Origin of the sequence: Mesorhizobium sp. M0184 (assembly GCF_040322215.1) — a bacterium.
Classification (GTDB): domain Bacteria; phylum Pseudomonadota; class Alphaproteobacteria; order Rhizobiales; family Rhizobiaceae; genus Mesorhizobium.
Genome location: NZ_JAMYSZ010000004.1, coordinates 21045 through 47386, shown reverse-complemented (window position 1 = coordinate 47386; position 26342 = coordinate 21045). Strand labels below are relative to the sequence as shown.

General features: G+C 60.9%; 22 protein-coding genes and 4 pseudogenes. 19 read left to right on the top strand and 7 right to left on the bottom strand.

All coding sequences use genetic code 11. From position 1 onward, the window contains the following. Positions 1-58: 58 nt before the first annotated feature. Positions 59-1735 (top strand): winged helix-turn-helix domain-containing tetratricopeptide repeat protein, encoded by a 1677-nt coding sequence (locus NKJ23_RS07095; RefSeq protein ID WP_352679414.1) that lies wholly within the window; start codon positions 59-61, stop codon positions 1733-1735. Between the two features lie 70 nt (positions 1736-1805). After that, positions 1806-1973: a hypothetical protein gene (locus tag NKJ23_RS07090; RefSeq protein WP_352679411.1), complete on the top strand. Its 168-nt coding sequence runs from the start codon at positions 1806-1808 to the stop codon at positions 1971-1973. Positions 1974-2219: 246 nt separating this feature from the next. Here the strand turns inward: NKJ23_RS07090 and NKJ23_RS07085 are convergent. Beyond that, a pseudogene (locus NKJ23_RS07085) lies at positions 2220-2851 on the bottom strand (tyrosine-type recombinase/integrase). Between the two features lie 435 nt (positions 2852-3286). Here NKJ23_RS07085 and NKJ23_RS07080 point away from each other — a divergent pair. The 9 genes from NKJ23_RS07080 to NKJ23_RS07040 are packed head-to-tail and all read left to right on the top strand — an operon-like array spanning position 3287 to position 13240. After that, the gene (locus NKJ23_RS07080; RefSeq protein WP_352679409.1) at positions 3287-4297 is read left to right on the top strand and encodes an ABC transporter substrate-binding protein; all 1011 of its coding nucleotides are present in this window, start codon (positions 3287-3289) and stop codon (positions 4295-4297) included. A gap of 47 nt (positions 4298-4344) precedes the next feature. After that, positions 4345-5355, top strand: coding sequence for an ABC transporter substrate-binding protein (locus NKJ23_RS07075; protein WP_352449181.1), 1011 nt, complete (start codon positions 4345-4347; stop codon positions 5353-5355). Between the two features lie 44 nt (positions 5356-5399). Beyond that, positions 5400-6407: an ABC transporter substrate-binding protein gene (locus tag NKJ23_RS07070; protein WP_352449182.1), complete on the top strand. Its 1008-nt coding sequence runs from the start codon at positions 5400-5402 to the stop codon at positions 6405-6407. Positions 6408-6437: 30 nt separating this feature from the next. Then, positions 6438-7457 (top strand): ABC transporter substrate-binding protein, encoded by a 1020-nt coding sequence (locus NKJ23_RS07065; RefSeq protein WP_352449183.1) that lies wholly within the window; start codon positions 6438-6440, stop codon positions 7455-7457. A gap of 38 nt (positions 7458-7495) precedes the next feature. Continuing rightward, the gene (locus tag NKJ23_RS07060; protein WP_352449184.1) at positions 7496-8494 is read left to right on the top strand and encodes an ABC transporter substrate-binding protein; all 999 of its coding nucleotides are present in this window, start codon (positions 7496-7498) and stop codon (positions 8492-8494) included. Next, a complete protein-coding gene (locus NKJ23_RS07055; RefSeq protein WP_352449185.1) occupies positions 8491-9096 on the top strand; it encodes an SCO family protein in 606 nt (201 codons plus the stop codon). Before NKJ23_RS07060 ends, NKJ23_RS07055 begins: the two co-directional genes overlap by 4 nt. After that, positions 9062-11716 (top strand): GAF domain-containing protein, encoded by a 2655-nt coding sequence (locus NKJ23_RS07050; RefSeq protein ID WP_352679404.1) that lies wholly within the window; start codon positions 9062-9064, stop codon positions 11714-11716. Before NKJ23_RS07055 ends, NKJ23_RS07050 begins: the two co-directional genes overlap by 35 nt. Beyond that, positions 11713-12078 (top strand): response regulator, encoded by a 366-nt coding sequence (locus tag NKJ23_RS07045; RefSeq protein ID WP_352449187.1) that lies wholly within the window; start codon positions 11713-11715, stop codon positions 12076-12078. Before NKJ23_RS07050 ends, NKJ23_RS07045 begins: the two co-directional genes overlap by 4 nt. A gap of 13 nt (positions 12079-12091) precedes the next feature. Next, entirely contained in the window at positions 12092-13240 is a 1149-nt protein-coding gene (locus tag NKJ23_RS07040; RefSeq protein WP_352449188.1) for an adenylate/guanylate cyclase domain-containing protein, read from the top strand. Positions 13241-13522: 282 nt separating this feature from the next. Here the strand turns inward: NKJ23_RS07040 and NKJ23_RS07035 are convergent, their stop codons facing one another. Both NKJ23_RS07035 and NKJ23_RS07030 read right to left on the bottom strand, forming a co-directional pair. Next, a complete protein-coding gene (locus NKJ23_RS07035) occupies positions 13523-14035 on the bottom strand; it encodes an OmpA family protein (RefSeq protein ID WP_352449189.1) in 513 nt (170 codons plus the stop codon). 10 nt (positions 14036-14045) lie between these two features. Then, positions 14046-14705: a L,D-transpeptidase gene (locus tag NKJ23_RS07030; RefSeq protein WP_352449190.1), complete on the bottom strand. Its 660-nt coding sequence runs from the start codon at positions 14703-14705 to the stop codon at positions 14046-14048. A gap of 267 nt (positions 14706-14972) precedes the next feature. Here NKJ23_RS07030 and NKJ23_RS07025 point away from each other — a divergent pair, with 267 nt between their 5' ends. Beyond that, positions 14973-16106 carry an aminopeptidase gene (locus tag NKJ23_RS07025; RefSeq protein ID WP_352679401.1) on the top strand — a complete coding sequence of 378 codons (1134 nt, stop codon included), beginning with the start codon at positions 14973-14975 and terminating at the stop codon, positions 16104-16106. 159 nt (positions 16107-16265) lie between these two features. Here the strand turns inward: NKJ23_RS07025 and NKJ23_RS07020 are convergent, their stop codons facing one another. Continuing rightward, the gene (locus NKJ23_RS07020; protein WP_023679240.1) at positions 16266-16499 is read right to left on the bottom strand and encodes a hypothetical protein; all 234 of its coding nucleotides are present in this window, start codon (positions 16497-16499) and stop codon (positions 16266-16268) included. A 320-nt stretch (positions 16500-16819) separates the two neighbouring features. Here NKJ23_RS07020 and NKJ23_RS07015 point away from each other — a divergent pair. Together NKJ23_RS07015 and NKJ23_RS07010 are read left to right on the top strand one after the other, a co-directional pair. Then, a pseudogene (locus NKJ23_RS07015) lies at positions 16820-17425 on the top strand (enolase C-terminal domain-like protein); the annotation flags it as partial. A 138-nt stretch (positions 17426-17563) separates the two neighbouring features. Then, positions 17564-17813: pseudogene (locus NKJ23_RS07010) on the top strand (glutathione S-transferase family protein); the annotation flags it as partial. 55 nt (positions 17814-17868) lie between these two features. On the opposite strand, the gene NKJ23_RS07005 reads toward NKJ23_RS07010, so the two are convergent. Beyond that, entirely contained in the window at positions 17869-19539 is a 1671-nt protein-coding gene (locus NKJ23_RS07005; protein WP_352449192.1) for an FAD-dependent oxidoreductase, read from the bottom strand. A 161-nt stretch (positions 19540-19700) separates the two neighbouring features. Between NKJ23_RS07005 and NKJ23_RS07000 the strand changes: the two are divergent. The 5 genes and pseudogenes from NKJ23_RS07000 to NKJ23_RS06980 all read left to right on the top strand — a co-directional run. Continuing rightward, positions 19701-19958: pseudogene (locus NKJ23_RS07000) on the top strand (SAM-dependent methyltransferase); the annotation flags it as partial. A gap of 38 nt (positions 19959-19996) precedes the next feature. Further along, complete coding sequence (locus NKJ23_RS06995; RefSeq protein WP_352679399.1) at positions 19997-20320, top strand: DUF718 domain-containing protein; 324 nt, start codon at positions 19997-19999, stop codon at positions 20318-20320. 815 nt (positions 20321-21135) lie between these two features. Then, positions 21136-22491 (top strand): selenium-binding family protein, encoded by a 1356-nt coding sequence (locus tag NKJ23_RS06990; RefSeq protein WP_352679397.1) that lies wholly within the window; start codon positions 21136-21138, stop codon positions 22489-22491. Then, positions 22488-22859, top strand: coding sequence for a 2Fe-2S iron-sulfur cluster-binding protein (locus tag NKJ23_RS06985; RefSeq protein WP_352449195.1), 372 nt, complete (start codon positions 22488-22490; stop codon positions 22857-22859). Before NKJ23_RS06990 ends, NKJ23_RS06985 begins: the two co-directional genes overlap by 4 nt. A gap of 5 nt (positions 22860-22864) precedes the next feature. Next, entirely contained in the window at positions 22865-23314 is a 450-nt protein-coding gene (locus NKJ23_RS06980) for a CoA-binding protein (protein WP_352645845.1), read from the top strand. A gap of 73 nt (positions 23315-23387) precedes the next feature. Here NKJ23_RS06980 and NKJ23_RS06975 read toward each other — a convergent pair whose 3' ends face one another. After that, on the bottom strand, positions 23388-24617 hold the full coding sequence (locus NKJ23_RS06975) for an NAD(P)-binding domain-containing protein (RefSeq protein ID WP_352679395.1): 1230 nt from the start codon (positions 24615-24617) through the stop codon (positions 23388-23390). A gap of 59 nt (positions 24618-24676) precedes the next feature. Continuing rightward, complete coding sequence (locus NKJ23_RS06970; RefSeq protein WP_023679231.1) at positions 24677-25234, bottom strand: OsmC family protein; 558 nt, start codon at positions 25232-25234, stop codon at positions 24677-24679. Positions 25235-26342: the final 1108 nt, after the last annotated feature.

The following is a 26342-nucleotide window of genomic DNA, read 5'->3' as shown; positions in this document are numbered from 1 at the left end:
GGTCGCTTGGAGGCGAAGGCCGAATGGGCTAGACTAGGAAGCGCGCCAGGAAGGTGAAATGTCCCGAACGGCCCCTGAAATTGACCTGAAATCTGCTGAAACGATCACGTTCCGCGGTTTCGTCTTCCTGACCAAAAGCAAAGAACTCCGAACCGTCGAAGGCAAAGCGGTCAATCTTCGCAGCCAGTCCGCCGAGGTGCTCTCGGTGCTCGCGGCGCGACCGGGCGAAATCGTGTCCAAGGATGCTCTGATGCAGGCGGTTTGGCCCGATACCTTCGTGACCGACGACAGCCTCACTCAATGCATTGCCGATATTCGCCGCGCGTTGGGGGACGACGCGCACGTGATGGTGGAAACCGTCCCAAAGAGAGGCTACCGACTGAACGCCGATCTATCGGACGCGGCGGACCCAAACGCCGCAGCCGGCACGGAACGTGCCAGGACCCGATTCTCGCAGCGCGGCTTCATTCTTGCTGCACTCGCTCTCCTTGCGGCAGCGATCGGCGCATACTACGGCGCGGAAGCCTGGCGAGCCGCTCCCGTTCGTTCGAGCGACATGCCCAGGATTGCGATCCTTCCCTTCGACGACATGAGTGCAGGTGCGGACAAGGGATATCTCAGCGATGCCGTTGCCGAGGGGATCATCACCGAGCTGGCGCGGAGCAAGACTTATGCCGTCATCGCCCGGAACTCGAGCTTCAGGTACCGCGGTAAGCCGATCGACGCCAGACGGATTGGAGATGAACTCGGCGTCGACTACCTGCTCGAAGGCAGCCAGCAGAAGATCGGAGACCGGCTGAAAGTGTCCGCCCAGTTGCTGAATGCGCATGACGGATCACATGTCTGGGCCAACTCCTACAACCGGGAGATTGGCGATCTTTTCGTCGTCCAGGAGGAAATCATCCGCACGCTTGCGGATCGGGTCGGAATAAGGATCGAGCGACCGTTGCCACAGAGCGATGCCGCGCAGGTCAGCGCGCTCCGCTATTACCTGATGGGGAGGGCCAAGATCGGAGAGGATATCTCAGCCGAGGGGAACGAGCTGTTAAGGCAGTTCAGCCTCAAGGCGATCGAAGCGGATCCGAACTCCCAGTTCGGCTATATCGGGCTGGCCTGGTACTATCGCAATGACGCGGTATTCGGGTGGCACGCGCAGGAACACAACCGGAACGAGGCGTTGAAACTCGCTGCCAAATACGCCGACAAGGCCATCCTGCTCGCTCCTGATGACGCAGAAGCGCATGAGGTCCGCGCCAGCATCCACACCGAAGCCGGAGAGGTCGAGCAGGCCCTCGCCCAGTACGATCAGGCGATCGCCTTGAACCCGAGCAACTCGCATATCCTCGTCATGAGTACGAACGTGCTGTTGTATGTTGGCCGCGCCGACGAAGCGATCGATCGGATCGAGCAGGCCAAAGGCATCGATCCCTTCCACCCTGACTGGTTTCACTGGCAGATGGGCTGGGCGCTCTGGGAAAAGAACGATTGTGGGGCGGCGCTGGCTGCGATGCGGAAAATGTCCAGGATCCCGAGCGGCGCACAGCGCATGCTTGCGGGGATCCACGCTTGTCTAGGAAACAAGCGAGAGGCAAAGGAAGCGCTTGCGGTTTTCCTCCAGAACACTCCCAGTGAATCCATCAGTAAAGAACGCAGGGAGTGGGACAAGATTTGGACCGCACCCGGAAGCCTCGACCGCTGGATCAAGCAGATGCGGTTCGCGGGGTTGCCGGAGTGACGGCCGACCGTATGCGACCCAGCAGAAATCATGGGCTGCAAACGACCCTTGAAGTGGGCCACGAGCGCTGGTGGGCCTCACGCTCAGGGCGCCGATGCGTACCAAACACCTTCATTTCCTCAGTTTTATGTTGCGACTTGCCAGGCTGGCCGATGGCCAGCCTGATGCGGCCGCGGAGACGATCGCGGTAATGCGCCAGGCCCATCCGCGCTTCACACTCAAGGTCTTTCGTCGCTAGGAACCCTACAGGGAGGCGGAGGTGCTCGATAAGATTGTCACGCTCCTGCGCCGTGCCGGTATTCCGGACTGACCTTGGTCGTCTACTTGCCGCCTCGCCTGAACCAGTGACAGCTGCGTCCGCAATTACTATCCTGGCGACGCATGCCGCTGCGTCCGCTTTGGGGAATCAAAGAACGCGAGCCCGATGACCGACATCGGCGCATTGCCGATCGCGGCTCCACCAGTCGAGCGGAGCCGCTTGTGGTCAGGCCTCTGTCGCCTCGGATAATGCGAGCGCATCTTCTACATCCACACCGAGATACCGCACCGTGTTCTCGATCTTGGTGTGGCCGAGCAGGATCTGCACCGCACGGAGATTGCCTGTCGCCTTGTAGATGATGGAGGCTTGGTGCGGCGAAGCGAGTGCGTGCCATACTCTTCTCGGCGCAGACCGATCGCCGACACCCATTCATCCACCAGTCGTGCATATTGGCTCGTGCTCAAATGCGCGGCGGCATCAACACGACTGGGAAACGCGAAGTCGTCCACTGTTCCGCTACGTCTCTCAAGCCATGCCAACAGACTTGCTCGCGCATCTGACGTGATACTCGAACTGAACCGGTCGCCGGTCTTCTGCTGAACCACCATTGAAGCGGGCCCGGATTTCCGGACCCGCCACAAGCATACCGATCTTGATCTTCACTAGGTCGCAACCCCGCAGCTTGCTGTCGATCGCGAGGTCAAGCAGGCATGATCCCTCATTCGTCCTTCGCGATTGAGGAAGAAGCGGATTGCCCATATCTGCCGCGGCTTCGGGGCTCGCTTGGCTCCGACCTGCCGACCAGCGTTCCATACCGGCCGCCCCTTGGCTGCCGGATCGTATTGTGAAATGGCCATCGTCATTCTCCTTCGGCCAATATTGGCCATTGGAGAAACGATCCGAGGGTCTCGGGCGCGGCGTGGCCGACAGCGGAATTGCGGCTTTTGGCGTCCCGCCAGCAGCACCTCGCTGTCAGTGGGAGACCGTTTGCGCGGTTGCGAATGGCCACTTCGGGTTTACTGCGGCCGGCCCCACCCGCTGAACGTCCGCTATCGTTCTTCGGACGCGGATTGGCGTAGTAAGTTTTGCGCTCGCAACCTACGCAAATTGGGCGTATCGTCAGTATATCGTCGGTTGCTAATACATGGGCCGGCGACTGAGAGCGCAAGACTCCCGCATCGGACTAGGCGCGCTAGGTTCCACAACCACTCGTCGCGCTCTGCCTCTGCCGAAACCTCTTTTGCTCGGTTCCGGCCAGAATTGCCTTTTGCAAATCGGAAGAGGAGCGCTTGATGCAGATTCTGCAAACCCGCCGCCGATTCCTGACCGGCGCTGCAATGGCAGGCGCTGCCGGTATCGTCGGTCTTCCGGAGTCACTCCACGCCGAGCCGCTGGAAACGACGACGGTTCGTCTGCCGCGGTGGGTTGGTGGTTCCTATTGCTGGGCAGGCGCGTACATCGCCGGAGAACTGATGCGCGCAGAGGGCTTCACCGACGTTCGCTACGTAGAAGCCGACAGAAGCGTCGACCAATCGGAATGGATCGCACGCGGTGAGACCGATTTCTCTGTGAACTTTCCGCCGAATCAGATCGCGTCGATCGACGCTGGCGTGCCGATCAAGGTGCTAACCGGGTTGCACTCGGGATGCCTCGAACTGATCGCCAAGGAGAGCATCCGCAGCGTCACGGATCTGCGGGGCAAGAGGGTGGGCGTGGATGGTTTCAATAACTCGCGACACATGTGGCTGATGCTCATGTCCGCGTATGTCGGGCTCGATCCCGTGAACGATATCCAATGGGTCTTGACTAAGGACGTCAAGCCCACGGAACTCTTCATCCAAGGGAAGATCGACGCATTCCTTGGGACGCCGCCCCAGCCGCAGGAGCTGCGCGCCAAGAAGATCGGCCACACGATCCTCAACAATGCCGTCGACCGCCCATGGTCACAGTATTTCTGCTGCATGATCTCCGCCACCACGGACTACGTGAACAGGTACCCGGTGGCGACCAAGCGGGTCTTGCGATCCATCCTCAAGGGCGCCGACCTCTGCGTGTCGGATCCGCAGTGGGTGGCCCGGCAGATGGTCGATCGCGATTTCGTCCCGTCGCATGACTACGCGCTCCAAACGCTCAAGGATATCCGCTACGACCGCTGGCGGGAATTCGATCCTGAAGACTCCCTGCGGTTCTACACACTGCGCATGCAGGAGACGGGCATGATCAAATCGAGCCCGCAACAGATCATCGCCAACGGAACGGACTGGCACTTCCTCGACGAGTTGAAGCGTGAGCTGAAAACCTGAGCAGCTGGCTGACTCGTTGTGCCTTTTTCCTTGGGAAGGAGAAGCCCATGCAGATCATCCAGAACCGCCGTCATTTCCTAGCCGGCGCTGCGGCCGTCGGCGCCGCAGGAATTATCGGCACCGCAACACAAGCCCGGGCCGAGCCGCCGCTGGAGACCACTTCCGTCCGCCTGCCGCGGTACATCGGCGGCGCCTATTGCTGGGCGGGCCTGTACATCGCCGGAGAAATGCTGCGCGCCGAGGGGTTCACCGATGTCCGGTATGTGCAAGGCGACAAGAAGGTTGATCATTCGGCGTGGATCGCAAACGGCGAGACGGATTTCAGTGTGAACTACGTGCCGATTCATCTGGCGTCGATCGATGCAGGAGTGCCGATCAGGGTACTAAGCGGACTGCACTCCGGGTGCCTCGAACTGATCGCCAACGACAGCGTCAAAGGCATCTCGGACCTGCGGGGAAAGCGGGTTGGGGTCTTTACGCTTGATTCGCCGCAATACGTGTTGGTTTCTCTGATGGCCGCCTATGTTGGGCTCGATCCCGTCAACGACATCGAATGGGTCATCGAAGAACACAATTTTGCGGAAGGCTTCGTCGAAGGAAAATACGATGCAGTCCTCGGCCAACCGCCCCGCACGCAGGAACTTCGCTCCAGGAAAGTAGGCCATACGATCCTCAACTCGACCACCGACCTGCCCTGGTCGCAGCATTTCTGCTGCATGATTTCCGCGACTGCGGATTATGTCGACAGGCATCCGGTGGCGACAAAGCGCGTGCTCAGGGCCATCCTCAAGGGCGCCGACCTCTGCGCGTCGGATCCGCCATTGGTAGCGCAGCAGATGGTCGATCGAGGGTTCGTGCCCAGCTACGACTACGCGCTGCAAACGCTGCACGACATCCGGTACGACAGGTGGCGGGATTACGATGCCGAAGCCTCGATGCGCTTCTACGCGCTGCGCATGCACGAAACGGGCATGATCAAGTCGAGCCCGCAAACGATCATCGCCACCGGCACTGACTGGCGTTTCCTTGACGAGTTGAAGCGCGAGTTGAAGACGTGAGGGGCAGCCAGCCTCGTGCCATTTTCAATGGGAGGGAGAACCCCATGCAGATCATCCAGAACCGCCGCCGCTTCCTGGCCGGTGCTGCGGCAGCAGGCGCTGCAGGTCTCATCGGCGCAACGACTGACGCTTGGGCCGAGGCACCCCCTGAAACGACCTCCGTCCGCTTGCCGCGGTGGATCGATGGTGCCTACTGCTGGGCGGGGATGTACCTGGCCGGAGAGCTCCTCAAAGCGGAGGGCTTCACCGACGTCCGCTACGTGCAGGGCGACGAGAAAGTCGATCAGGCGGTGTGGATTGCACGCGGCGACACGGATTTCAGCATGAACTACGCGCCGGTCCATGTCGCGTCGATCGACGCCGGCGTGCCAATCAGGGTGCTTGGCGGTCTGCACTCCGGGTGCCTCGAGCTGATCGCCAACGACAGCATCCAAGGCATCCCGGACCTCAAGGGCAAGCGGGTGGGCATGCACGACATCGATGCGCCGTCGCGCGTGCTGGTCGCCCTGATGGCCGCCTATATCGGACTGGACCCCGTCAACGACATCGAATGGGTCCAGGAAAGCAAGCCGGTGGAAGCCTTCGCCGACGGGAAGTTCGATGCATATCTCTTCACGCCGCCGGAGACGCAGCAACTGCGCGCCAAGAAAATCGGCCACACGATCCTCAACACGACCCTCGACCGCCCTTGGTCGCAGTACTTCTGCTGCATGACTTCGGCCGCTGCGGACTACGTGAACAGATATCCGGTGGCGACCAAGCGCGTGCTAAGAGCCATCGTCAAGGGCGCCGACCTATGCATTTCGGATCCCGCATGGAGTGCAGCGCAGATGGTCGATCGAGGTTTCGTCCCCAGCTACGAAATCGCGCTGCAAACGCTGAGCGACACGCGGTACGACGTCTGGCGGGACTACGATGCCGAAGCCTCGATGCGCTTCTATGCGCTGCGCATGCACGAAACGGGCATGATCAAGTCGAGCCCACAGCAGATCATCGCCGATGGAACGGACTGGCGCTTCATCGAGGAGCTGAAGCGTGAGTTGAAAACCTGAGCCTGCTTTGTCCCAGGGAGGAAGCGTGACATGCGGATCATTCAAAATCGACGCCGTTTCATGGCCGGCCTGGCAGCCGGCACCGTGGGAATTGTCGCAACCCCGAGATTGGCGTTTGCCGAGCCGGAGCCCGAGACGACCAGTGTCCGGCTGGGCCGGTGGGTCGGAGGCGCCTACTGCTGGGAGTCGCTCTACCTCGCTGGCGAACTGCTCCGCGCCGGCGGTATGACCGATGTCCAGTACGTGCAAGGTAATCAAAAGTACTTCGACAGCAGCGAATGGATTGCAGCGGGTGAGACGGACTTCGACTTCAACATGCCGCCGATGCACATCCGCAGCGTCGAGGCCGGGGTGCCCGTCAAGATCCTGGCCGGCGTGCATTCCGGCTGCTGGGAGTTGCGAGCGAACGATCGCGTCAACAGCGTTGCCGACCTAAAGGGCAAGCGGGTGGGGGTCTGGGCGATGAACGACCACCCGCAGGTGTTTCTCCAACTGCTGATCAACTATGTCGGGCTCGATCCCAACCACGATGTTGAGTGGGTCGTAGGCGTCCAGGAGAACGGCTCGCTCATGCAGAACTTCATCGACGGCAAGGTCGATGCCTTCCTGGTAGACACCAGCCAATACTCCGAGGTTCGGAACAAGAAGGTAGGTCACACGGTCTTCAGCAATCTTATCGACCGTCCTTGGTCGCAGTATTTTTGTTGCATGCTCGCCGGCCGGACCGACTATGTCGATAAGTATCCGGTCGCCACCAAGCGCGTGCTGCGGGCCATCCTCCAGGCTGTCGAATTCTGCGTGTCGAACCCGAAATCGGCCGCCCGCGCGGTGGTTGATCGAGGCTTTCTGCCGAGCTACGACGTTGCGCTGACCACTCTGCAGAACACCGGGCACGACAGGTGGCGGGAATACGATGCTGAAGACTCGGTGCGCTTCTACGCGCTGCGCCTCCTGGAGACGGGCATGATCAAGTCGAGCCCGCAGGAGATCATCGTCAAAGGGACGGATTTCCACTTCTTCGAAGAGATCAAGCGCGAACTGAAGACGTGAAAGGCGCAGCGCGAAGGACCGCTGAAGAGGAGAACGTCATGCACATCATCCAGAACCGCCGCCGCTTCATGGCCGGCATCGCGGCGGGTGCCGCGGGATTAGTCGCAGCCCCGAGGCTGGCGCTCACCGAGCCGGCGCCAGAGACGACGAAAGTCCGGTTGCCGGTGTTCGCCAAGGTCTCGGACTGCCAATCGCCGATGTATGCGGCCACCGAGCTTCTGCATGCCGAAGGCTTGGCCGACGTTGAGTTCGTGTCTTCGGGCACCGGCCCGGATTCGTCGGACTGGATCGGCCACGGCGAGATCGACTTCGACTGGAACTACCCGCTCGCGCATGTGCTTAACATCGCAAAAGGCGCGCCGATAAAAGTCTTGACCGGCTTGCATGTCGGCTGTCTTGAGCTGATCGCAAACGATCGGGTCGTTGGCATCCCTGATCTGAAGGGTAAGACGGTCGGAGTGGATGGCAGCACCATCCAGTATCTGTTGCTGAATGTGATGTCTTCCTATGTTGGCCTTGATCCGGCAAAGGATTTCGAAACTCTCGTAACCCCCGATGCGGTTCAAAGCCTCGCGGAGGGTAAGATCGATGCGTTCCTCGGCGGACCGCCCACGCCCCAGCAGGCGCGCGAGCGAAAGCTCGGCCATGTACTTGTCAGCACGGCGATCGACAAACCATGGTCGCAGTATTTTTGTTGCATGCTCGCGAGCACCGCAGATTACGCAGGACGTTACCCGATGGCGACTAAACGAGTCATGCGCTCCCTACTCAAGGCCGTGGACCTCTGCATAACCAATCCGGAAGCGGTTGCGAAAAGTGCGGTCGATATAGGCTACGCCACCGACTACACGCTTCAGGCTATCCGTTCCGACATACGCTACGACAAATGGCGCGAATATGACCCCGAGGATTCCCTGCGTTTCTATGCGCTGCGTATGCAGGAGACAAATGCGGTCACGATGAGGCCACAGGAGGTTCTGGACCGCGGCACCGACTGGCGTTTCCTTAAGGAGCTCAAGCGCGAGATGAAGACGTGAGCCGCTGGCCGACGCGCGCGTTGCTGCTCCTCGCCCTCGTCGCTGAGCCTGCGCACACCTCTGCGCACGAAGCGTCAGCGCACGCTGGGAACAGCGAGCGCCTGCCGATGATGGGCGCTGCACCGGATTTCACGCTGATATCGCAGGACCACAAGCCGGTGTCGCTGCGCGACTTCCGCGGCAAGGTGGTCGCCATCGCCTTCATCTATACGTACTGTACCGACGTCTGCCCCATGCTGACCGCCCATATGGCCAGCGTGCAGGAAAAGTTGGGTAGTGCGTTCGGACCCCAAATCGCCTTTGTTTCGATCACCGTCGACCCGGAGCGCGACACGCCCGATGTTTTGAAGGAATATGCGCAGAATTTTGGCGCCGATCTGAAGGGCTGGTCGTTTCTTACCGGCGATCCGGCGGTCGTCCATGAGGTGGGACGGAAATACGGGGTCATCGCGAAGAAGGCGGCGAACGGAGATGTCGACCATACCTTGTTGACGTCGCTCGTAGACCCCAATGGCATCTTGCGAGTACAGTATCTTGGCGTCCGGTTCGACTTGGAGGAGTTCCGGGATGACCTTGTCAGCCTCTTGGACGAATCCAAATAGCATAACGAACCGGCTCGTTGGCTGGGTTGCCCGGCTGCCGGCGCGCGTCCAGACCAAGCTCTTGATCGCGTTCCTGTCGATCGTCGGCCTGCTGATCGTGCTCGGGGCCGTCGGGTTGCAGGTGCTGAGTGGGGTCAACGATCAGACCAACGAGCTGATCAAGCTGCAGCGCAGGATCGCGGCCTACCGCCAGGTACAGCACGATACGACCAGCCAGCTCTACGGCATCTCCACCGCCCTGTTGCTTCAGGACGACCGGATGCTGGATGCGGCGCTGCGCCAGCTCAATCAGTTCGGCTACGACCTCGACCGCATGGAGTTCGTCGCCAAAGCCGAGGTGGAAGTGCTTGGCCAGGTCAGGCAAGAGTACGAACGGCTGACGGCCGGCGTGACGCACGTGGCAGAACTCGTCCGCGCCGGCCGTACTGAGGAGGCGCGCAAGGTTCAGCTTGATGAAATCATACCGTCGGCTGATCGCCTCGAGCGGCTGACAAACCAGCTGGTCAACATGGCCGAAGCCGACATGGTGGCGGCCATCGAAACGACCGAGGGTGCGTACGGCACGTCCAGACTGATCGTGGTCTCGTTTGCGGTGGGCAGTATCCTGCTGGCGTTGGGGCTCGGCTACATCATCTCCTGGTCGTTGATCGAACCGGTCAAGAAGATCGAGACGCGTCTCAGCCAGATAGCGGCCGGCGACTTCGCCCAACAGGTTGCCGTCGCCAATCGCGACGAACTTGGAGTGCTCGCCGCTAACGTCAACCGGACCTCCGACCAGCTGGGGCGCCTGTATCAGGAGATTGAGACGCGCACCCAGCAGCTCGACGAAGCCCTTCAGCAGCAGACAGCCACTGCAGACGTTCTGAAGGTCATCAGCCGCTCTACCTTCGATCTGCAGGTCGTGCTCGATACGTTGGTGGAATCGGCTGTCAGGCTCTGCCGTGCCGACAAGGGTGGTATCGTGCAGTTGCTTGATGGCGTATTCCGCTATGTGTCGACGCATGGCTACCCGCCCAGCTTCCGTGCTTATGTCGACGCCAATCCACTTCCAGAGCTTGCCGCAGGCCGAGGCTCCGCCGTAGGGCGCGTAATCGAAGAACGGCGGATCGTGCAAATCGAAGACGTGACCGCTGATCCGGACTACCGCGTTGTCTTGATCGCTGAGGCAGGCGGATTCCGCACCGTCCTCGCTGCCCCGCTGTTGCGGGAAGGTGATCTCGTTGGCGTATTCGTCATGACGAGGGTTGAGCCGCAACCTTTCAATCCCAAGGAGATCGCGCTCGTCGAGACATTCGCCGACCAGGCCGTGATCGCCATCGAGAATGCGCGGCTCTTCGAGGCGGTGCAGTCACGGACGCGCGAGCTTGCCGCGTCTGTTGGTGAGCTCGAGGCGCTTGGTGAGGTGAGCAAGGCGGTCAATTCGACGCTGGATCTCGACACCGTGCTGAAAACGATCGTCGCCAAGGCGGTCCAGTTGTCGGAGACGGATGCTGGCACCATCTACGTGTTCAGCAGCACGCGGCAGCAATTCCGTCCGCGCGCAAACTTCGGTATGAGCGATGAGCTTATCGCCGCAGTCTCGCACCAGACGATCGGGCTGGCCGACATGGGGATCGGCGACGCGCCCGGGCGCTGCATGCCGGTGCAGTTTCCCGACCTCAGCGAGGAGACCTCATCCTTCCTTGTAAGAAAGACGATCGTCGACGCCGGATATCGCGGTATCCTGATCGTTCCGCTGCTGAGGCCCAACAAGATCGTCGGTGCACTGGTCGTCAGGCGCCACAAGCCAGGTGCCTTCCATGAGCAAGTTGTCCACCTGCTGGAGACCTTCGCTGCCCAATCGGTGCTCGCGATCCAGAATGCCAAGCTGTTCAGCGAGATCGAGGAGAAAGGCCGGGAGCTGGAGGCAGCTAGCCGCCACAAGTCCCAGTTCCTCGCGAATATGAGCCACGAGCTCAGGACACCGCTCAATTCGGTCTTGGGCTTCACAGAACTGCTGGTCGACGGCATCTACGGCGAACTCCCGGACAAGGCAAAGACGACCGTCGCGCGCGTGCAGGCGAACGGCCGTCACCTCCTCGGGCTCATCAATGACGTACTCGACCTTTCCAAGATCGAAGCCGGCCAGCTCACGCTGGCGATCGAGGACTACTCCATCGCGCAGATTGTTCGATCGACCGTTACGGCTGTCGAACCGCTGGCACGAGCGAAGGGTCTTGAGCTTTCAACGACTGTTGCCGAGAACCTTCCATTCGGCCGCGGGGACGAACGCCGTTTGATGCAGGTCCTGCTCAATCTTGCAGGCAATGCCGTCAAGTTCACCGAAACGGGTGCGGTCGACATTCTTGCCGGCGCGGCCGACGGACACTTCGAGATCACCGTCCGAGACACCGGTCCCGGCATCGCGTCCAAGGACCAGGCTCTCATCTTCGAAGAATTCCAGCAGGTCGACAACAGCAGCACCAGGCAGAAGGGTGGCACAGGTCTTGGCCTGGCGATCTCGAAGCGCATCGTCGAAATGCATGGCGGAACCATAGACGTCGAGTCCGTGATCGGGTCAGGGTCGACATTCCGCCTGAAGATACCGATCCGGGTGCAAGAGGACGTGAGGGCCGCATGAGCAAACGAATCCTGATGGTGGAAGACACCGAGGACAACCGCCAGATCATCCGCGACCTCATTGCCACCACCGAATACGAACTGATCGAGGCGGCGGACGGCGCCGCCGGCATCGCTGCAGCGGGAGCGCACAGGCCAGACCTGATCCTTATGGACATTCAGCTCCCGGTGATCGACGGGTATGAAGCGACCCGCCGCATCAAGGCCGACCCGGCGCTGCGGCACATTCCGATTATCGCGGTCACCTCCTACGCGCTGTCGGGCGACGAGGCGAAAGCCCTTGCTGCTGGGTGCGATGGTTACATTGCCAAGCCATTCAGTCCGCGCCAGCTGCTTTCCGAGATTCGCGGGTTCCTTTCTTGAGGGAGGCAGCGCCTTGCACGATCCGCCTCGCATTCTCGCAGTCGACGATACTCCGGAGAACCTCGAGATCCTGCGCATGCGCCTCGAGGCGAATGGCTACGAAGTGGCGACCGCCGCCGATGGTGAAGAGGGGTTTGCAAAAGCTCGCGAACTCACGCCGGATCTGATCCTGCTCGACATCATGATGCCGAAGCTGGACGGTATCAGCGTGGTTCGCCTGCTCAAGCAGGACATCTCCCTGCAGGCGATTCCGGTCATCCTCGTCACCGCGAAGGCCGATACGCGTGATGTTGTCGAGGGGCTGGACGCCGGGGGTGACGACTACCTGACAAAGCCCTTCGAGCACAGGGCGCTGTTGGCGCGGGTGCGCTCGATGCTGCGCCAGAAGGCGCTTCACGACACCGTCGCAAGCCAGGCCCAACAGCTTCAGGATCAGGCCGCGCAGCTTTCCGATTGGAACCGCTCGCTCGAGCAGACCGTGGCGGAGCAGGTGACCGAGATCGAGCGAATGGGCCGGCTCCGACGGTTTCTGCCCGCGCAGGTCGCCGACCTCATCGTTGCGGCGGGAAATGGCGATGCGCTTCTGCAAAGTCACCGTCGCGAGGTGACCGTTGTCTTTTGCGATTTGCGCGGCTTTACGGCCTTCGCAGAGACCGCCGAACCCGAAGAAGTCATGACAGTTCTTGCCGAGTATCATTCCTGTCTTGGTGAACAAATTGTCCGCCACGAGGGGACTCTCGAGCGGTTCGTGGGCGACGGTATCGTCGTGGTTTTCAACGATCCACTGCCGTGCGCCGACCATACCGAGAGGGCCGTGTCTATGGCCGCGGCGATGCGCGATGCGATTGACGGGCATTCAGAGCAATGGCGCAAGCGGGATTACTTGCTCGGCTTCGGAATCGGCATCGCTCGGGGCCATGCAACCATCGGGCGGATCGGTTTCGATCAGCGCGCCGACTATGCGGTAATCGGCACTGTGTCGAACCATGCGGCTCGATTGTGCGAAGAGGCGAAGGCTCGACAGATTCTCGTCAGCCAACGGGTGTTCGGCGCTGTCGAGTCGCTGGTCGAATCCGTTCTTGTTGGCGAACTTACGCTGAAGGGCTTTCGCCGCCCGATGCCTGCCTATGAAATCGTGCGGTGGATCGGTCGGCCAAGCTAGCGTTAGACGCATTCCGGCTTCTTTCGGACGATGCGGCGCGTCGAACCGCCGGCACAAAGCAGCCCCAGCCATCGACCGATCTCCAGTTCGCCGCAACGGGGGAAAGCGGTCGCTCCGCGAGTAACAACCCAATGGCAGCCTACGCAAATAAAGCCTGTTCACTCGGATGTCTGCTTTTGGGATGCGGCTATGGCGTGCTCGATGACCGACATTAGGCGCAAAGCAGCCATGCCGCCGTCGCGTGTGAGACTCTGCTTCGGGCCACAAGCAGAACAGCAGCCCCTACGGCTCGTCCCTCTCATCGCGCAAATTAGACACAACGCGGCGGTTCTGCGACCTGCAGGCGGTGTCGGGGCACTCGCGGACGAGCCTGTCCTTGCCGTAGCCCTTGGCCCACATGCGGTTGCGGTCTATGCCGCCGGCGGCGAGGTAGTCCATCACCGCATCGGCGCGCTGCTGCGACAGCGCCATTTCACTTGCGCCGGGATCGTCTGCGAAACCCTGCAGCTTGAGCAGCCAGCGCGGATGCTTTGCTAGCCAGGCGATCTGGGTGTCGAGGGTGGCCTTGGCGACAGAATCGAGCGCGGCCGAACCTTGCGTGAAATAGGTGCGGCGGCCGACATTGAGGATAAAATCCTCCTCGCTGCCCGGCTGCACATTCTGGAAACCGGCAACCTCGGTGTTGGTGACGTCGGGCGTGGAAGGGGCCAGCGTGTTGCTGGTCGAGCAGGATGCGGTCAGCAGCAGCAGGCCGGCGGCGAGCAGCCGGCGCGTGTTTTCAATGATGCGGTTCATGAGGCGCCAATCATTCGACAGTGGTGGAAGCGGGCGCCTGGTCGGCGATGTGCGGCAGGACCTGCACCCCGGTGCCGATTGGGCAGCGCTGGTAGAGGTCGATGATGTCTTCCGGAAACATGCGGATGCAGCCGCTGGAAGCGTCGGTGCCGATGCTCCATGGCTCCAGCGTGCCATGCAGGCGATAGCCGGTGTCGGCGCCGTCGCGGTGCAGATAGAGCGCGCGCGGCCCGAGCGGATTGTTGGACGCGCCGCCTGCGATCATGGGGGGTAGCTCCGGCCTGCGCTTGCGCATTTCGGGGGGCGGGACCCATTGCGGCCACAGCGCGCGGCGGTCGATCGTCGCGCGGCCGTACCATTTGAAGCCGTCCTTGCCGACGCCGACGCCGTAGCGGATGGCGGTCTTGTTTTCCATGATGACGTAGAGGAAGTGGTGGCGGGTATCGACCACGACGGTGCCGACAGGCTCGCTGCTGAAATACTTGACGATCTGGCGATGCCATCTCTTGTCGATCTTGGCGAAGTTGGTCTTGCGATAGACAAAATTGTTGTCGCTGGCGGTACCGGCGAAAAAGGATTTTGCCGCCGCGGCTTGAGCAATATTGCTGGTTGCACCCACCGCGACCAGCGCCAGGCCGCCGAGCACGACACCCCTGCGTGATAAAACCATCGGCAATATTCCCCCTCATGCCAAAAGCCTGGCGGACCATAGTTGAGAATTACTTCGCCTCAAAGTGGAAAATGCTGCGTTGCTTCAGTCCGCCGTGTCCGGACATTCGGCAATTTGGCGGCGTGTGACCGAATTGTGACAATCTTGCCGAGGACGAACGTCTAGCCTAAACCCCATCCAGGATCTTAACCAAATTGGCGCGACGGTTTCGGACCGGGCGTAGTTGCGACATTTGCCCTATCCGGACGTGTGAGCGATGCTGTGGGCATGATGCATGCTTTTTTTCGTTCGGTTGCTGCGATGATCGTGATGTCCGGCGTGGCAGGTTGCACCAGCATTTCCTACTACGCACAATCCCTGAAGGGTCACCTGGAGATCATGGCGGCGCGGCAGGATGTAGGAAAGCTGATCGACAATCCTTCGACCCCTGGGACATTGCGCGCTCGAATGGCATCGGCGAGCGCCATCCGACAGTTTGCGATAGATGAACTAGCGCTGCCGGACAACAATAGCTACCGCAGCTATGTTGACGTTGGTCGGGACGCGGTGACATGGGCCATCTTCGCAGCCCCGGAATTCTCGCTGACGCCACGAACATGGTGCTTTCCAGTGTTTGGATGCGTTCCGTACCGAGGATACTTCTCCAAAAGGTCTGCGATTGAAACCGCTGTCGAACTTCAGAGACAGGGCCTGGACGTCTATGTGACGGGCATCACTGCATATTCCACACTCGGCTGGTCAAGTGACCCGCTGCTAAGCACCATGCTCAGCCAAGATGAAGCGGGTCTTGCAGGGCTGGTGTTCCATGAGCTGGCCCACCAGCGCGTCTACGTACAGGACGATTCCGGGTTCAACGAGGCGTTCGCTACCGCTGTCGAAACAACCGGTGTAAGAAAATGGCTGCGCGCGAATGGGGATACTGCCGGTTTGCGCCGTTACGAAGCCGACCGGAGGCGCAGAGCTCAATTTCTTGCGCTGGTGTCGCAGACCCGAGACGAGCTAAGGCACGTCTATGACGACAGCGCTACCTCTGAGCAAAAGCGGGCCGCAAAGATAGCCGCGATCGAACGGCTGCGGATGCGCTACCGAGAGATGCGCGACAGTCGCTGGCATGGATACCGGAGGTACGATGTCTGGTTCGATTCTCCGATCAACAACGCGAAGCTCGCCGCGACTTCCGTCTACGGCGATCGGGTGGCGACGTTTCTCCGCTTGTTCGATTTGTGTTCGGGCGACTTTCCACGATTTTTCGCGTCGGTTCGATGGATAGGAGCGTTAGACAAATCTGACCGCGCCGAAGCGCTCAAGGCGGCAGATTCATGCGATGGATCCGGTCAAATCCGCAAGCCAGAAGCGGCGAATCGGTCGCTGATGTACTCGGCAGCCGGAGCAGGTGATTGAATTGACCATTTGTCGGCCGATTTCCTAAGTGCTTTGACGTCGGCGGGGCCGGAAGCCGCATGCCGGCCTACAGAAGCCAAAAGCGGACTTGCCTGAACTCCCCGCGGGATCTTGGACCACAATGATTGCCGGCGGGCCGTGGCGCCTTAGCGTGCGCCCCTACGAGGCCGAAAACCTCACGCTCACGCCGCGCTGCCGAAAATAAGCCTGCATTAGCTTGCGGCCCGAACGGTTGTTCTGCGCCAGCCTGGTCGGATCGAACACCGCTTGTTCTATCCCCTCTCGCGCCAGCGCTGCTTTGAGCGCCGCGATATGTGCGTCGATGTCGGCATTGTTCACCCGGAGCGATGCATAGATGCTGTCGGTCGCCTCGGCCACGGTCGGCTCGCTCACGGGTGTACTCCTTTGGCTATTCGGGCGGCGGCTTAGCACAGATCAGCGGCTTCGCCGATACCGATAAGACGGCTAGATGGGCGGCAACAGTGTTCCTTGGGGTCGGCTGTGAATCATGGGTTCCGCCTGAGTCGGAGATCGCAAGCCATGTCGACACGAACGAGTCAGGAGGATTGGACGCACACGTTCGAGTATCCGAGCTTGCCTGCCGCGACGCGGGCGGGGGATGGCTCCGCCCGGGCGTGGCCTGAGGAAGTTCACCTCAAATTGCTCTTCGGAAACAGCACGCGATCGGGTCTTGCATTCATTCGCGCCAGCATTGCCTGGGCGACAGGGTCGGCCTGGCGCTAGACTGCGGCCCGGGCTGGATGCTGCCCGATGCGATCAAGTTCGCTCGCGCGGTCGAGAAGTACAATTTGATGTGGCTCGAGGACATGCTGACCGGCGACTATGTGCCGTGGGTCAATCCGCAGGCCTATCGGGAACTGACCACCTCAACCTCGACGCCAATCCACACCGGCGAGCATATCTACCTGCGGCACAATTTCAAGGAGCTGATCGAAACGCAGGCGGTGCGCGTCATCGGCCCCGATCCGGCCGATATTGGCGGCATTGCCGAGCTCAAATGGGTCGCCGAGCACGCCTGTATGCACTCGATCCTGATGGCACCGCACGGCACCGCGAACGGCCTTCTCGGCCTCGGCGCGCTGATCAATGTCTGCGCCACGCTGCCCGCCAACTACATTGCCTTCGAATACCCGAGCGCCTCCGACCCCTGGTGGGAGGACCTCGTAATCGGCCTGCCGTCGCAGATCGTGAAGGACAGCATGGTGGACCTGCTGGAAGCGCCGGGGCTGGGCCTCGATATCGACGCCGAAGCAGCCAGGAAGTATCTCCGGGAAGAGGATGCAGGCTTCTTCGACTGAACCATGCTTGCGCCACCCTGCACCGCGCAAACCGCTTCACGCAACCTGTCATCCGGAATGACCGTTTCGGGGCCGGAAGCAGACGGTCCGGTTCTCGAACGACCTAGTCAGAAAACTGCCCTTCCGCTGACGACCCGCGACGAGACCTGGCATAAGCAACGCCTGCCCATGGTCGAGGATCGCATTTTGTGGCCGGCTGGGCGAACTTTCCGATCGCCTGGGCAATGCCGACTGGCTCGATGGTGCGTTCAGCGCCGGTGACCTTCTGATGGTGGCGGTGCTGCGCAGGTTGAACGGATCGGGTATACTGGACGAATATCCGAACCTCTCCGCTTATGTAGCCCGCGGCGAAGTGCGGCCAGCCCTCAAGCGTGCTTTCGATGCTTAATTGGCGGTTTTCACGCCGCATCGACCGGCTGATGACATTCTGGTTACTTGACCCTCTAGCTTTGGTTGCGGTCTACTTTCTCTTCATTGGCCAGATACTGGTGGACGAAGGCGATGGCCATGCTGCCCTCGCCGACCGCCGAGGCAACGCGTTTGACCGGGCTCAGGCGTACGTCGCCGCAGGCGAAGATGCCGGGCGCGCTGGTCTCGAGCAGGTAGGGGTCGCGGCCATGCGACCAGAGCCCGGCCTTCTTCACGTCGTCGCCGGTCAGCACATAACCGCGTGCATCGCGCGCTACGTCGGCCGGCAGCCACTCGGTCTCGGCGTTGGCGCCGATGAACACGAACAGCCCGCCGCATTCGTGCCGGCTCACCTCGTTGCCGGTCTTGTCGAGAATGTCGATCGCCGTCAGGTGCGTCTCGCCGTGCACGGCCTGGACTTCGGAGCGAAGCTGGACCTTTACGTTGGATTTCGCCCTGAGCTGCTCGATCAGATAGTGGGACATGCTGTCGGCAAGCGAGGGGCCGCGCACCAGCAGCGTCACGCTGCGCGCATGGCCGGAAAAATGCATCGCCGCCTGGCCGGCCGAATTGCCGGCGCCGATCAGGTAGACATCCTGCCCATGCGTGCTGCTCGCCTCGCTGCGCGCGGCGCCATAATAAACGCCTTTGCCGATCAACCGGTCGAACCCGTCGATGGCAAGACGGCGCCAGGCGACGCCGGTTGCCAGGATGAGGCTGCGGGCGCGCACGACATCGGTGCCGTCGAGCACCACCTCGTGCGTCGTCGGGTCAATGCCGGCGACCGAACGGGTGACCAGGATTTCGGCGCCGAGCCGCTTTGCCTGCTGCAGCGCGCGGCTGGCAAGCTCGTCGCCGGAAATGCCGCTTGGAAAGCCGAGATAGTTCTCGATGCGCGAGGATGTTCCCGCCTGCCCGCCGGGCGCCTCGCGTTCGACGACGATGGTGCGCAGCCCCTCGGAGGCGCCATAGACCGCAGCCGCAAGACCGGCCGGTCCGCCGCCGATGATCGCGACGTCGTACTCGGCGCCGCGCGGGCGCGTCTGCAGCCCGAGGCGAATGGCAAGATCGCGCACGGCGGGTGCTTCGATAATCTCCCCGTCCGCCAGCCGGGCAACGGGACCATCGAGAGCCGGCCTGCCGAGGGCAGACCAGAAAGCCTCGGCATCCGACGTGTCGGGCAACAGCCAGGTGAACGAAATCTGGTTGCGGGCCAGAAACCGGCGCAGTTCGCCGCACGCCGTGTCCCAGCGATGGCCGACCAATGTGACGCGCGGCCTCTGCGGCTCGGCAGTGACGCTTTGCAGCCCGCCCATCCGCTCGCGGGCAAGCGCGCTGACCTTTTGGGCCACGTCCTTTGAAACCGCGGCGATGGAATAATACTGCTGAACCTCGATGCGCATGACGCGGGAAGATTCGGCGGCGCGATAGCCACCGGGAAAACCCGAGCCAAGCGCAATCGGCACCTCGCCGAAGATCGTTCCCGGCAGACGCCAACCCAGCGTTCGCTCGATGCCGTCGAAGGTCTTTAGGACTTCGATCTTGCCGGCGAGAACCGCAAACAGCGCGGCCTCTCCACCCTCGTGAATCGCGAACTCTCCGGGGCTGAGGTGAAGATCGGCCGCTGTCCGCGCCAGCCGCTCCAGCTCTGCCGCCGGCAAACCCGAAAACAACGGGATCGCTCCCACTTCATCACTTGTCAGCATGGCCCCTCGCGGGAGCCAGTTAGCGTTGTTTTTTTGTCGTGATCAATAAAAAAGTGAGGCGGAGCCGTGTTTTGGCAGAGAGCGCAACCTCCCCGTTGTTGTACGGTTGTTGTGGGGGAGATCGGCAGCCTCGACGCCATGCCACGCATGCTCGTAGCTCGCTCAAGCCGGACGGCACGTGGATGATCGTCGAGCCGTTCGCGCACGATCATCTGGCTGTTAACCCCGTCGGGCGCGCCTATTATGCCGCCTCCGCCTTTGTGTGCACGCCCGCGTCGCTGGCGCAGGATGTCGGGCTCCAGGGCTGGCGCCCAGGCCGGAGAGGCAAGGCTGAGGGAGGTCGTCACCAGCGGTGGCTTCACCGCTTCCGCCGCACCGCGGAGACGCCGTCCAACATGGTGCTGGAGGCCCGCCCGTAGTAGGATGGCTGCCGCAGGAAGATTGCTGCTCAAAAAGGTTGCTGCTCCAATCGATCGGAGGAAGCTATGACCGCCTACAATGTAGTCCGCTTTCGCACAAAGCCAAGCATAAAAAGGCCTTCGTCGAAGCGCACAAGACTATCGCGCTCAACGCGACAGGCTTTCGCAAGGGCGCCCTGATCAAGACTGGCGAGCCCACGTTCTGCTTTGTCGGCGAGTGGCAGGACATGGACAGCCTCGCCGCCGCGCGGCCGTCGATGATCGGCATTCTCGACACGTTCCGCGATATGCTCGAAGACCTCGGCGGCGACCTCGGCCTTACCGACCCGGTCTCGGGGACAGTCGTTGCTGAGGTAAGCTGAGGCAGGCTCGAGTTAGCGAAGGCCGGCCGAACTCCCAGGCGATCAACCAAAAAGGCAGAGCAGGTTTTGGCGGATGTAGCCAAGCGACAGAGGTTCGTGCCGGAATTGGTCGGGCGTCTGACGGGCTGTAGCGGCTGAGCCGGAGGCTTGGGTGGCCTCAGCCCGCTGCGTGAGGATTCACCGCGCGCTACGGTTTTTCTCTGCTTCGGATGATCCAAGCGGACAACGGTCCGACGAAGACACTGTCGGCGAGTGCTCGTTCCTCCGCACTCAAAGAACCAGGCATCGTGCACGCAGTGCTGGGTTCGCTCAGCAGCGTCGAGGTAGCGATTGCAAGGAGACTTGCTCTCATTTTGCACACCCGCTCAGACCCCACACGCATTGCGCCGATGTTAGCTCAACCTGATAGGATGACCATGCGCGATTGCGATTGAGGATCAGGTAATGGCCGGAAGCGGTCCGATCGATTGCGGTAAGAACGCGCGAGAATGCAGACATCCAATCCGGGGTTCGAAGTCTCGAACTGACCCAACCCAGACGTTCCCGACCGCTGGAATACTGTCTTGAAACCGTGGAAAGAAGCCGGGGGCTTTCACTTGGGCTTGGTCCAGGCACTGCTCTCCGATCACTCCGCCAACGTACCCTCGGGATAAGAAGCTGGCGTTGGGTGGTCCCACGGGGGCTCTGTCGCCAAGTTGTACGTCACGTGCGCACTTCACAAGCCACCTCGGCCATAGCGCCAATGCCAAGCATGCACTAACATTCCAGCTTGCCCCTTTGGGGCTGGCCAGTGATCTGTTCAAAGGGAAGTACCCATGACCAATCATTGCTGTGGACCGGGCTATGCTTCTCCAGCCGAGGCGATGACGGCACCTCGCGAAAAGCTGCTCTATACGATTGCCATCTACACCGGCACGGGCATTCAGAAGCCGGACTATCTGTGCACCATTGATGTCGACCCGGAGAGTTCGACCTACAGCCAGGTGATTTCGCGTTTGCAAATGCCGGGTATTGGTGATGAGCTTCATCACTCGGGCTGGAATGCCTGTTCGTCGTGCCACGGCGATGCGAGCATGGAGCGGAAATATCTGATCGTGCCGGGTGTGCGCTCGTCAAATCTGCATATTGTCGATTGCGGTACCGATCCGCGCAGCCCGACACTGTTCAAGGTGATAGACGGCGCTGAAATCAAAGCCAGGACTAACCTGTCGGCGCCACACACGGTGCATTGCCTCGGCTCGGACATCATCGTTTCCATGCTTGGTGACGCCCAGGGCAATGCCCCCGGCGGCTATTTGCAACTCAGCAAGGAGTTCGAGATTGTCGGCCGCTGGGAAAACTCCATGGGCAGTATCAAGTTTGGTTATGATTTCTGGTACCAGCCGCGACACAACGTAATGGTCAGCTCGGAATGGGCCGCGCCCAATACCTTCATGCCTGGCTTTGACCTGGAAGAGGTTGGTCATCTGAAATATGGCCGAGAGATCCATTTCTGGGATTTTGAAAAGAAGGAGCCAAAGCAAACATTCTATCTCGGTGAAGATGGCTTGATCCCACTGGAAGTGCGATTCCATCATAACCCCGACAGCAGTCACGGCTTTGTTGGCGCGGCCCTTTCTGCAAATATCATCCATTGGTGGAAGGACGCGGCGAGTGACTGGCAATGGGAAAAAATTGTCGATGTCGGCAATGAGCCGCATCCCGAATGGCCGATACCAATACCGGGCGTGATCTCGGTCATTCTGCTCAGCATGGACGATAGATACCTCTATCTGTGCAACTGGTTGCATGGCGACATTCGTCAGTACGACATCTCGGACCCTCACAACGCCAAGCTTACCGGACAAGTGTGGATGGGCGGACTTCTCGGCCGTGCGCCTGAGGTCAATGGCGTGAAAGTGACTGGCGGGCCTCAGATGATACAGCTCAGCCTCGACGGCAAGCGCCTTTATGTGACGACCTCACTCTTCTCGACGTGGGATAATCAGTTCTATCCCGAAATCCGCACCAATGGCGGATGCATGCTGATGGTCAATTGCGATACGGAAAACGGCGGCATGGAAATCGATCCGCTATTCGTTGTTGATTTTGGTAAGGAACCAAATGGACCAAGCCGCTGCCACGAAACCCGTTATCCCGGGGGTGATTGCACGAGTGACATCTGGGTATGACCTGCTTCACCATCATTCTCGCCAATCAAGGCGGTGCGGCCTTTGACGTCGATCACCGCAAGCCCCTCTTGCAAAGCTTGCGCGAGCAGGGCGTGGATCTGCCGTATGGGTGCAAGTATGGCGGCTGCATAACCTGTGCGGCCAAAATAATCAGCGGCAAAGTCGATCAAAAAGCGCAGCGGGCGCTGAACAACCGCCAGATCAACAATGGCTATATAATCCTCTGCGTCGCCCGCCCTATGAGCGACTGCACGCTGGAGGTCGGCGTTGAGAGCCACGACAAGCTCTATCGCAACCCCTTCCTTGACCCGCTGGCCGCTCATGAATTGAAAGCCGATATTGCGACCCCGTTGGAAGCAAAGAAATGACCCATATGAATCATGATGAGCCCTATTCGGAGGCTTATCTGCAAGACATTCTGAAATCGGTCAAAACCATCGCGATGGTTGGGGCCAGCCCCGATAAAACTAAATTTTCCTATGGGGTACTCAGGGTGCTGCACGAAATCGGCTACGACATGATCCCGGTCAACCCCAGTCCCGGTCTGGCTGAGATTCGAGGGCTTAAGGTGTACGCGTCACTAGCGGCCATCGACCGGCCTGTGGATATGGTTGAGGTTTTTCGCCGCTCCGAAGATCTGTTGGAAGTTGCACAGGAGGCCATCGCAATCAATGCCAAGGTTCTGTGGGGTCAGATTGGGGTGCGCGATGACGCTGCCGCCCAGTTGGCGGAGGAAGCGGGCTTGAAAGTTGTGATGAACCGCTGTCCCAAGATTGAGTTGTTCCGCCCCTTCTGGAAGCCAAAGCTGCACTTGGGAATATGACTGCAGGGGCGCAGAATTCGGGGTTGTCGCGGCAACCAACCTGTTCCCTCTGGAGTCTCAGACGTTGATTCTGCTAGCAGATTGAATTTTGCCCGAGGTACGATGCCAGATGATCGCTGAGATCACGCGCGTCGTCGCCAGCGCCGTCGATCAGAGCAGACTTGCGGCGGCGCAGAAACTGCGTCCCCATCAGGTACAGGCCCGGATGTTCCGCTACACCGCCGTCGTGACGGAGGTGGCCCTTGCGGTCGAGGACCGGCAGTTCCAGCCAGGAGTAGTCCGGCCGGTAGCCGGTGGCCCAGATGATCGTCCTGATAGCGCCTCCGGCAAGATCGAGGCCGAGCGGCGGGTTGTCCTCGACACGGGTCGGCGGCGGACGATCCGGCGGCCCGACCGTAGCGTCCAGGCCGTTGGCGCGCGCCCATTCGTCGATGAGGTCGAGCAGCCGTGCCATCTTGAGATCGGAAAGCGCGCACATGTTGCGCAACGACCCCGCAAACTGGGCCTTGCCGTCTTCGGTGATGCCGGCAAGACGACCGATGAGCCGGACGCCGAGGTCGTCGAGCGCATTGAGGTCGAGGGTGATGCGGTCGGGCGTGCCGGCAAGCTGTAGCGAAGGAACCCGTCGCGCCCGCCTGATGTCGTCCACCTCGTCGTAACGCTCGTCGAGCACGCCGGCGGCGTCCATCCACCATTCCAGGTCCTTGCCGCGATAGACGCGGGGCGCCCGGATGTGCTCGCCCACCGACAGGGTCACTTGACGCCCCGAACGCTGCAGCTCCTGTGCGATCTGGGTGCCGCTCGACGACGCGCCCACCACCATCACGCCACCGTCGGCGACCTGACCCGGATTGCGGTAGGACTGTGCCGTCAGCATGGCGACCGACGGCGGCACGCGGCTGGCGACGTCGGGCAGGCGCGCGATGTTGCACGCGCCCGACGCCAGCACGACGGTCCGACACCGCCACTCGCCGCGGTCCGTGCGCACAAGATATCCCGCCCCGTCGCTGCGAACCGAGGTAACGGTCGTGTGGGTTCGGACCGGAGCCGAGATCGCCTTGGCATAGTTCCCGAGGAAGTCGATCACCTCAGGCATCGTCCGGTAGCCGTCGGGATCGTCGCCGTCATAGCGGAAGCCCGGCAGCCGGCTCTGCCAGTTCGGGGTGAGCAGCCGCAGTGAATCCCATCGCTCGGTGCGCCAGGTATGGGCGATCTCGCCGCGCTCCAGCAGCACATGGTCGATAGAGCGCTCCGCGAGGCAGCGGCTCATCGCGAGCCCCGCGTGCCCCGCGCCGACGATCACTGTGGTGACGGAACTAATCGCACCCTCTCATCAGGAGAGTCTACGGTTCGAAGCGCCTTTCAATTCACCACGACCGTGACGTTCGTCGGATTGGTGACAATGTCATAGACCGCCGACCGCTTCTGCGACTGAGCGACGATAGCCTCGATGTCCTCGCGCTTGGCGTCGGCGTCGATGTTGTATTTCACCGTGATGCCGCTGAAGCCGTTGCGCACGTCGCTGTCGATGCCGAGTATTCCGGCGAGATCCATGTCGCCTTCGATGGTCGCCTTCACCGACTTCAACTGGATGTTCCGGTTCTGGGCAACCGCGGCGATGCCGGCGGTCAGGCAACTCGCCAGTCCGACCAGCACGTATTCGACGGGCGTGGCGCCCTTGTCCTGGGAAGCGAAGACCTCCGGATGGTCTGCGTCGAATGTGAAGGTGGTCTTGCGATGCTGATCCTCGCCGAGACCGTAGAAGCTCTCGACCGACGAGTGGCTGTGGGTGCCATCCTTCCATTCGCAGGCCGCGCGCCACTTGAACTGCGCTGCCTCCGGGGCGTTGGTAAGCGCTTCGCGTGCGCCGAGCAGCGCCTCTACGTTAACGCCGTTGTTTGCCTGTACTTCGGAAGCCATAATTATTATCCTCCCTACCTTGCACTGGCTCAAAAACCCGACCGATCTCACTGACCTCCCGATCAGATTTCACCATGGCGCGGCATGCTATGGGTCGCGAAGCGTTTCTTCAAGTTGTTTCCGCAGCGGAATGTTCGCCCTCGTGTGCCGAGTTGTGCCTTTGCAGGCTCTGGCGCGACCACGACCTTCAGCGTGGTCAATTGCAGTGTCTGCTTCCGGGCGGAGGCAAAGTTCGCCTCTATGGCCGACATCAGGCGCAGAGCAGACGGTCGGGTTTCCAACCCGGAGCAACAAGAGCTGACCTTTGGTCGGCGCAAGTGTCGTCCTGACGTGACCCAATGCGGTCTTCCGTTGCGAGCGTCGCTTGCTGGAGCTGCGTTAAGTCCGTCGGAGGCCAATGGTATTTTCAATGGAACGCTAATATACATGGAAACCCCAACGAGCAGCGCCTGCCAGATACTTGAGGAATGCCATGCGAAGGCTCATCTTCACGGCGATGTGTATCGCCGCCGCAACAGCCGCTAACGCCCATGATTGGTACGAAGATAAGATTGACCCACAGACCAAATTCAAGTGCTGCGGCGGTTCAGATTGCCGCGCCATACCTCGGTCTTCGGTGCGGTCCAGGGTAGACGGCGGGTACACTTATTTGCCGCATAATTTCACCATCCCACGGGACCGTGTACAGGAATCCCCGGACGGGCAATACCATATCTGCGAAAATAAATACGTTGTAACCAACCAGCTGTATTGGCGTTGCTTCTTCGCACCTCGTGTCGATGTGTCTATACTTCTAAAGCATTAACCGCGCGTCGCTTCCGCAACTTACATCAGCAAGGTGCTAGTCCATTAATTCTGTTGGACTTTCTCAAAATTGCCGAAGCTCAAGCGGTGCGCGACTGCCCCAGGGATTTCATTGGATACGTCGCGGTTATCGAGAGCCTGCGCGCCCTGGGCGTAACTCCATGGGGCGCTGCCGCGGGTGACTTCTGGGCGCGCTCCGCAATTCGGGGACAGTCCAGATTTTATCGTGTCGGCGCGGCCGTGGTTGTGTAGATTGGCTGCGTGGCCCGCCTTGCCCGCATTGTCGTTCCAAGTCCACTCGCCA

Coding starts and splice junctions, on each gene's coding strand:
- NKJ23_RS07080 (WP_352679409.1), top strand. CDS start 3,287: ATGCAGATTCTGCAAACCCGCCGCCGATTCCTGACCGGCGCTGCAATG.
- NKJ23_RS07030 (WP_352449190.1), bottom strand. CDS start 14,705: ATGGTTTTATCACGCAGGGGTGTCGTGCTCGGCGGCCTGGCGCTGGTC.
- NKJ23_RS07065 (WP_352449183.1), top strand. CDS start 6,438: ATGCGGATCATTCAAAATCGACGCCGTTTCATGGCCGGCCTGGCAGCC.
- NKJ23_RS06980 (WP_352645845.1), top strand. CDS start 22,865: ATGAATCATGATGAGCCCTATTCGGAGGCTTATCTGCAAGACATTCTG.
- NKJ23_RS07060 (WP_352449184.1), top strand. CDS start 7,496: ATGCACATCATCCAGAACCGCCGCCGCTTCATGGCCGGCATCGCGGCG.
- NKJ23_RS06970 (WP_023679231.1), bottom strand. CDS start 25,234: ATGGCTTCCGAAGTACAGGCAAACAACGGCGTTAACGTAGAGGCGCTG.
- NKJ23_RS07045 (WP_352449187.1), top strand. CDS start 11,713: ATGAGCAAACGAATCCTGATGGTGGAAGACACCGAGGACAACCGCCAG.
- NKJ23_RS07075 (WP_352449181.1), top strand. CDS start 4,345: ATGCAGATCATCCAGAACCGCCGTCATTTCCTAGCCGGCGCTGCGGCC.
- NKJ23_RS07005 (WP_352449192.1), bottom strand. CDS start 19,539: ATGCTGACAAGTGATGAAGTGGGAGCGATCCCGTTGTTTTCGGGTTTG.
- NKJ23_RS07095 (WP_352679414.1), top strand. CDS start 59: ATGTCCCGAACGGCCCCTGAAATTGACCTGAAATCTGCTGAAACGATC.
- NKJ23_RS07025 (WP_352679401.1), top strand. CDS start 14,973: ATGATGCATGCTTTTTTTCGTTCGGTTGCTGCGATGATCGTGATGTCC.
- NKJ23_RS07035 (WP_352449189.1), bottom strand. CDS start 14,035: ATGAACCGCATCATTGAAAACACGCGCCGGCTGCTCGCCGCCGGCCTG.
- NKJ23_RS06990 (WP_352679397.1), top strand. CDS start 21,136: ATGACCAATCATTGCTGTGGACCGGGCTATGCTTCTCCAGCCGAGGCG.
- NKJ23_RS06985 (WP_352449195.1), top strand. CDS start 22,488: ATGACCTGCTTCACCATCATTCTCGCCAATCAAGGCGGTGCGGCCTTT.
- NKJ23_RS07070 (WP_352449182.1), top strand. CDS start 5,400: ATGCAGATCATCCAGAACCGCCGCCGCTTCCTGGCCGGTGCTGCGGCA.
- NKJ23_RS07050 (WP_352679404.1), top strand. CDS start 9,062: ATGACCTTGTCAGCCTCTTGGACGAATCCAAATAGCATAACGAACCGG.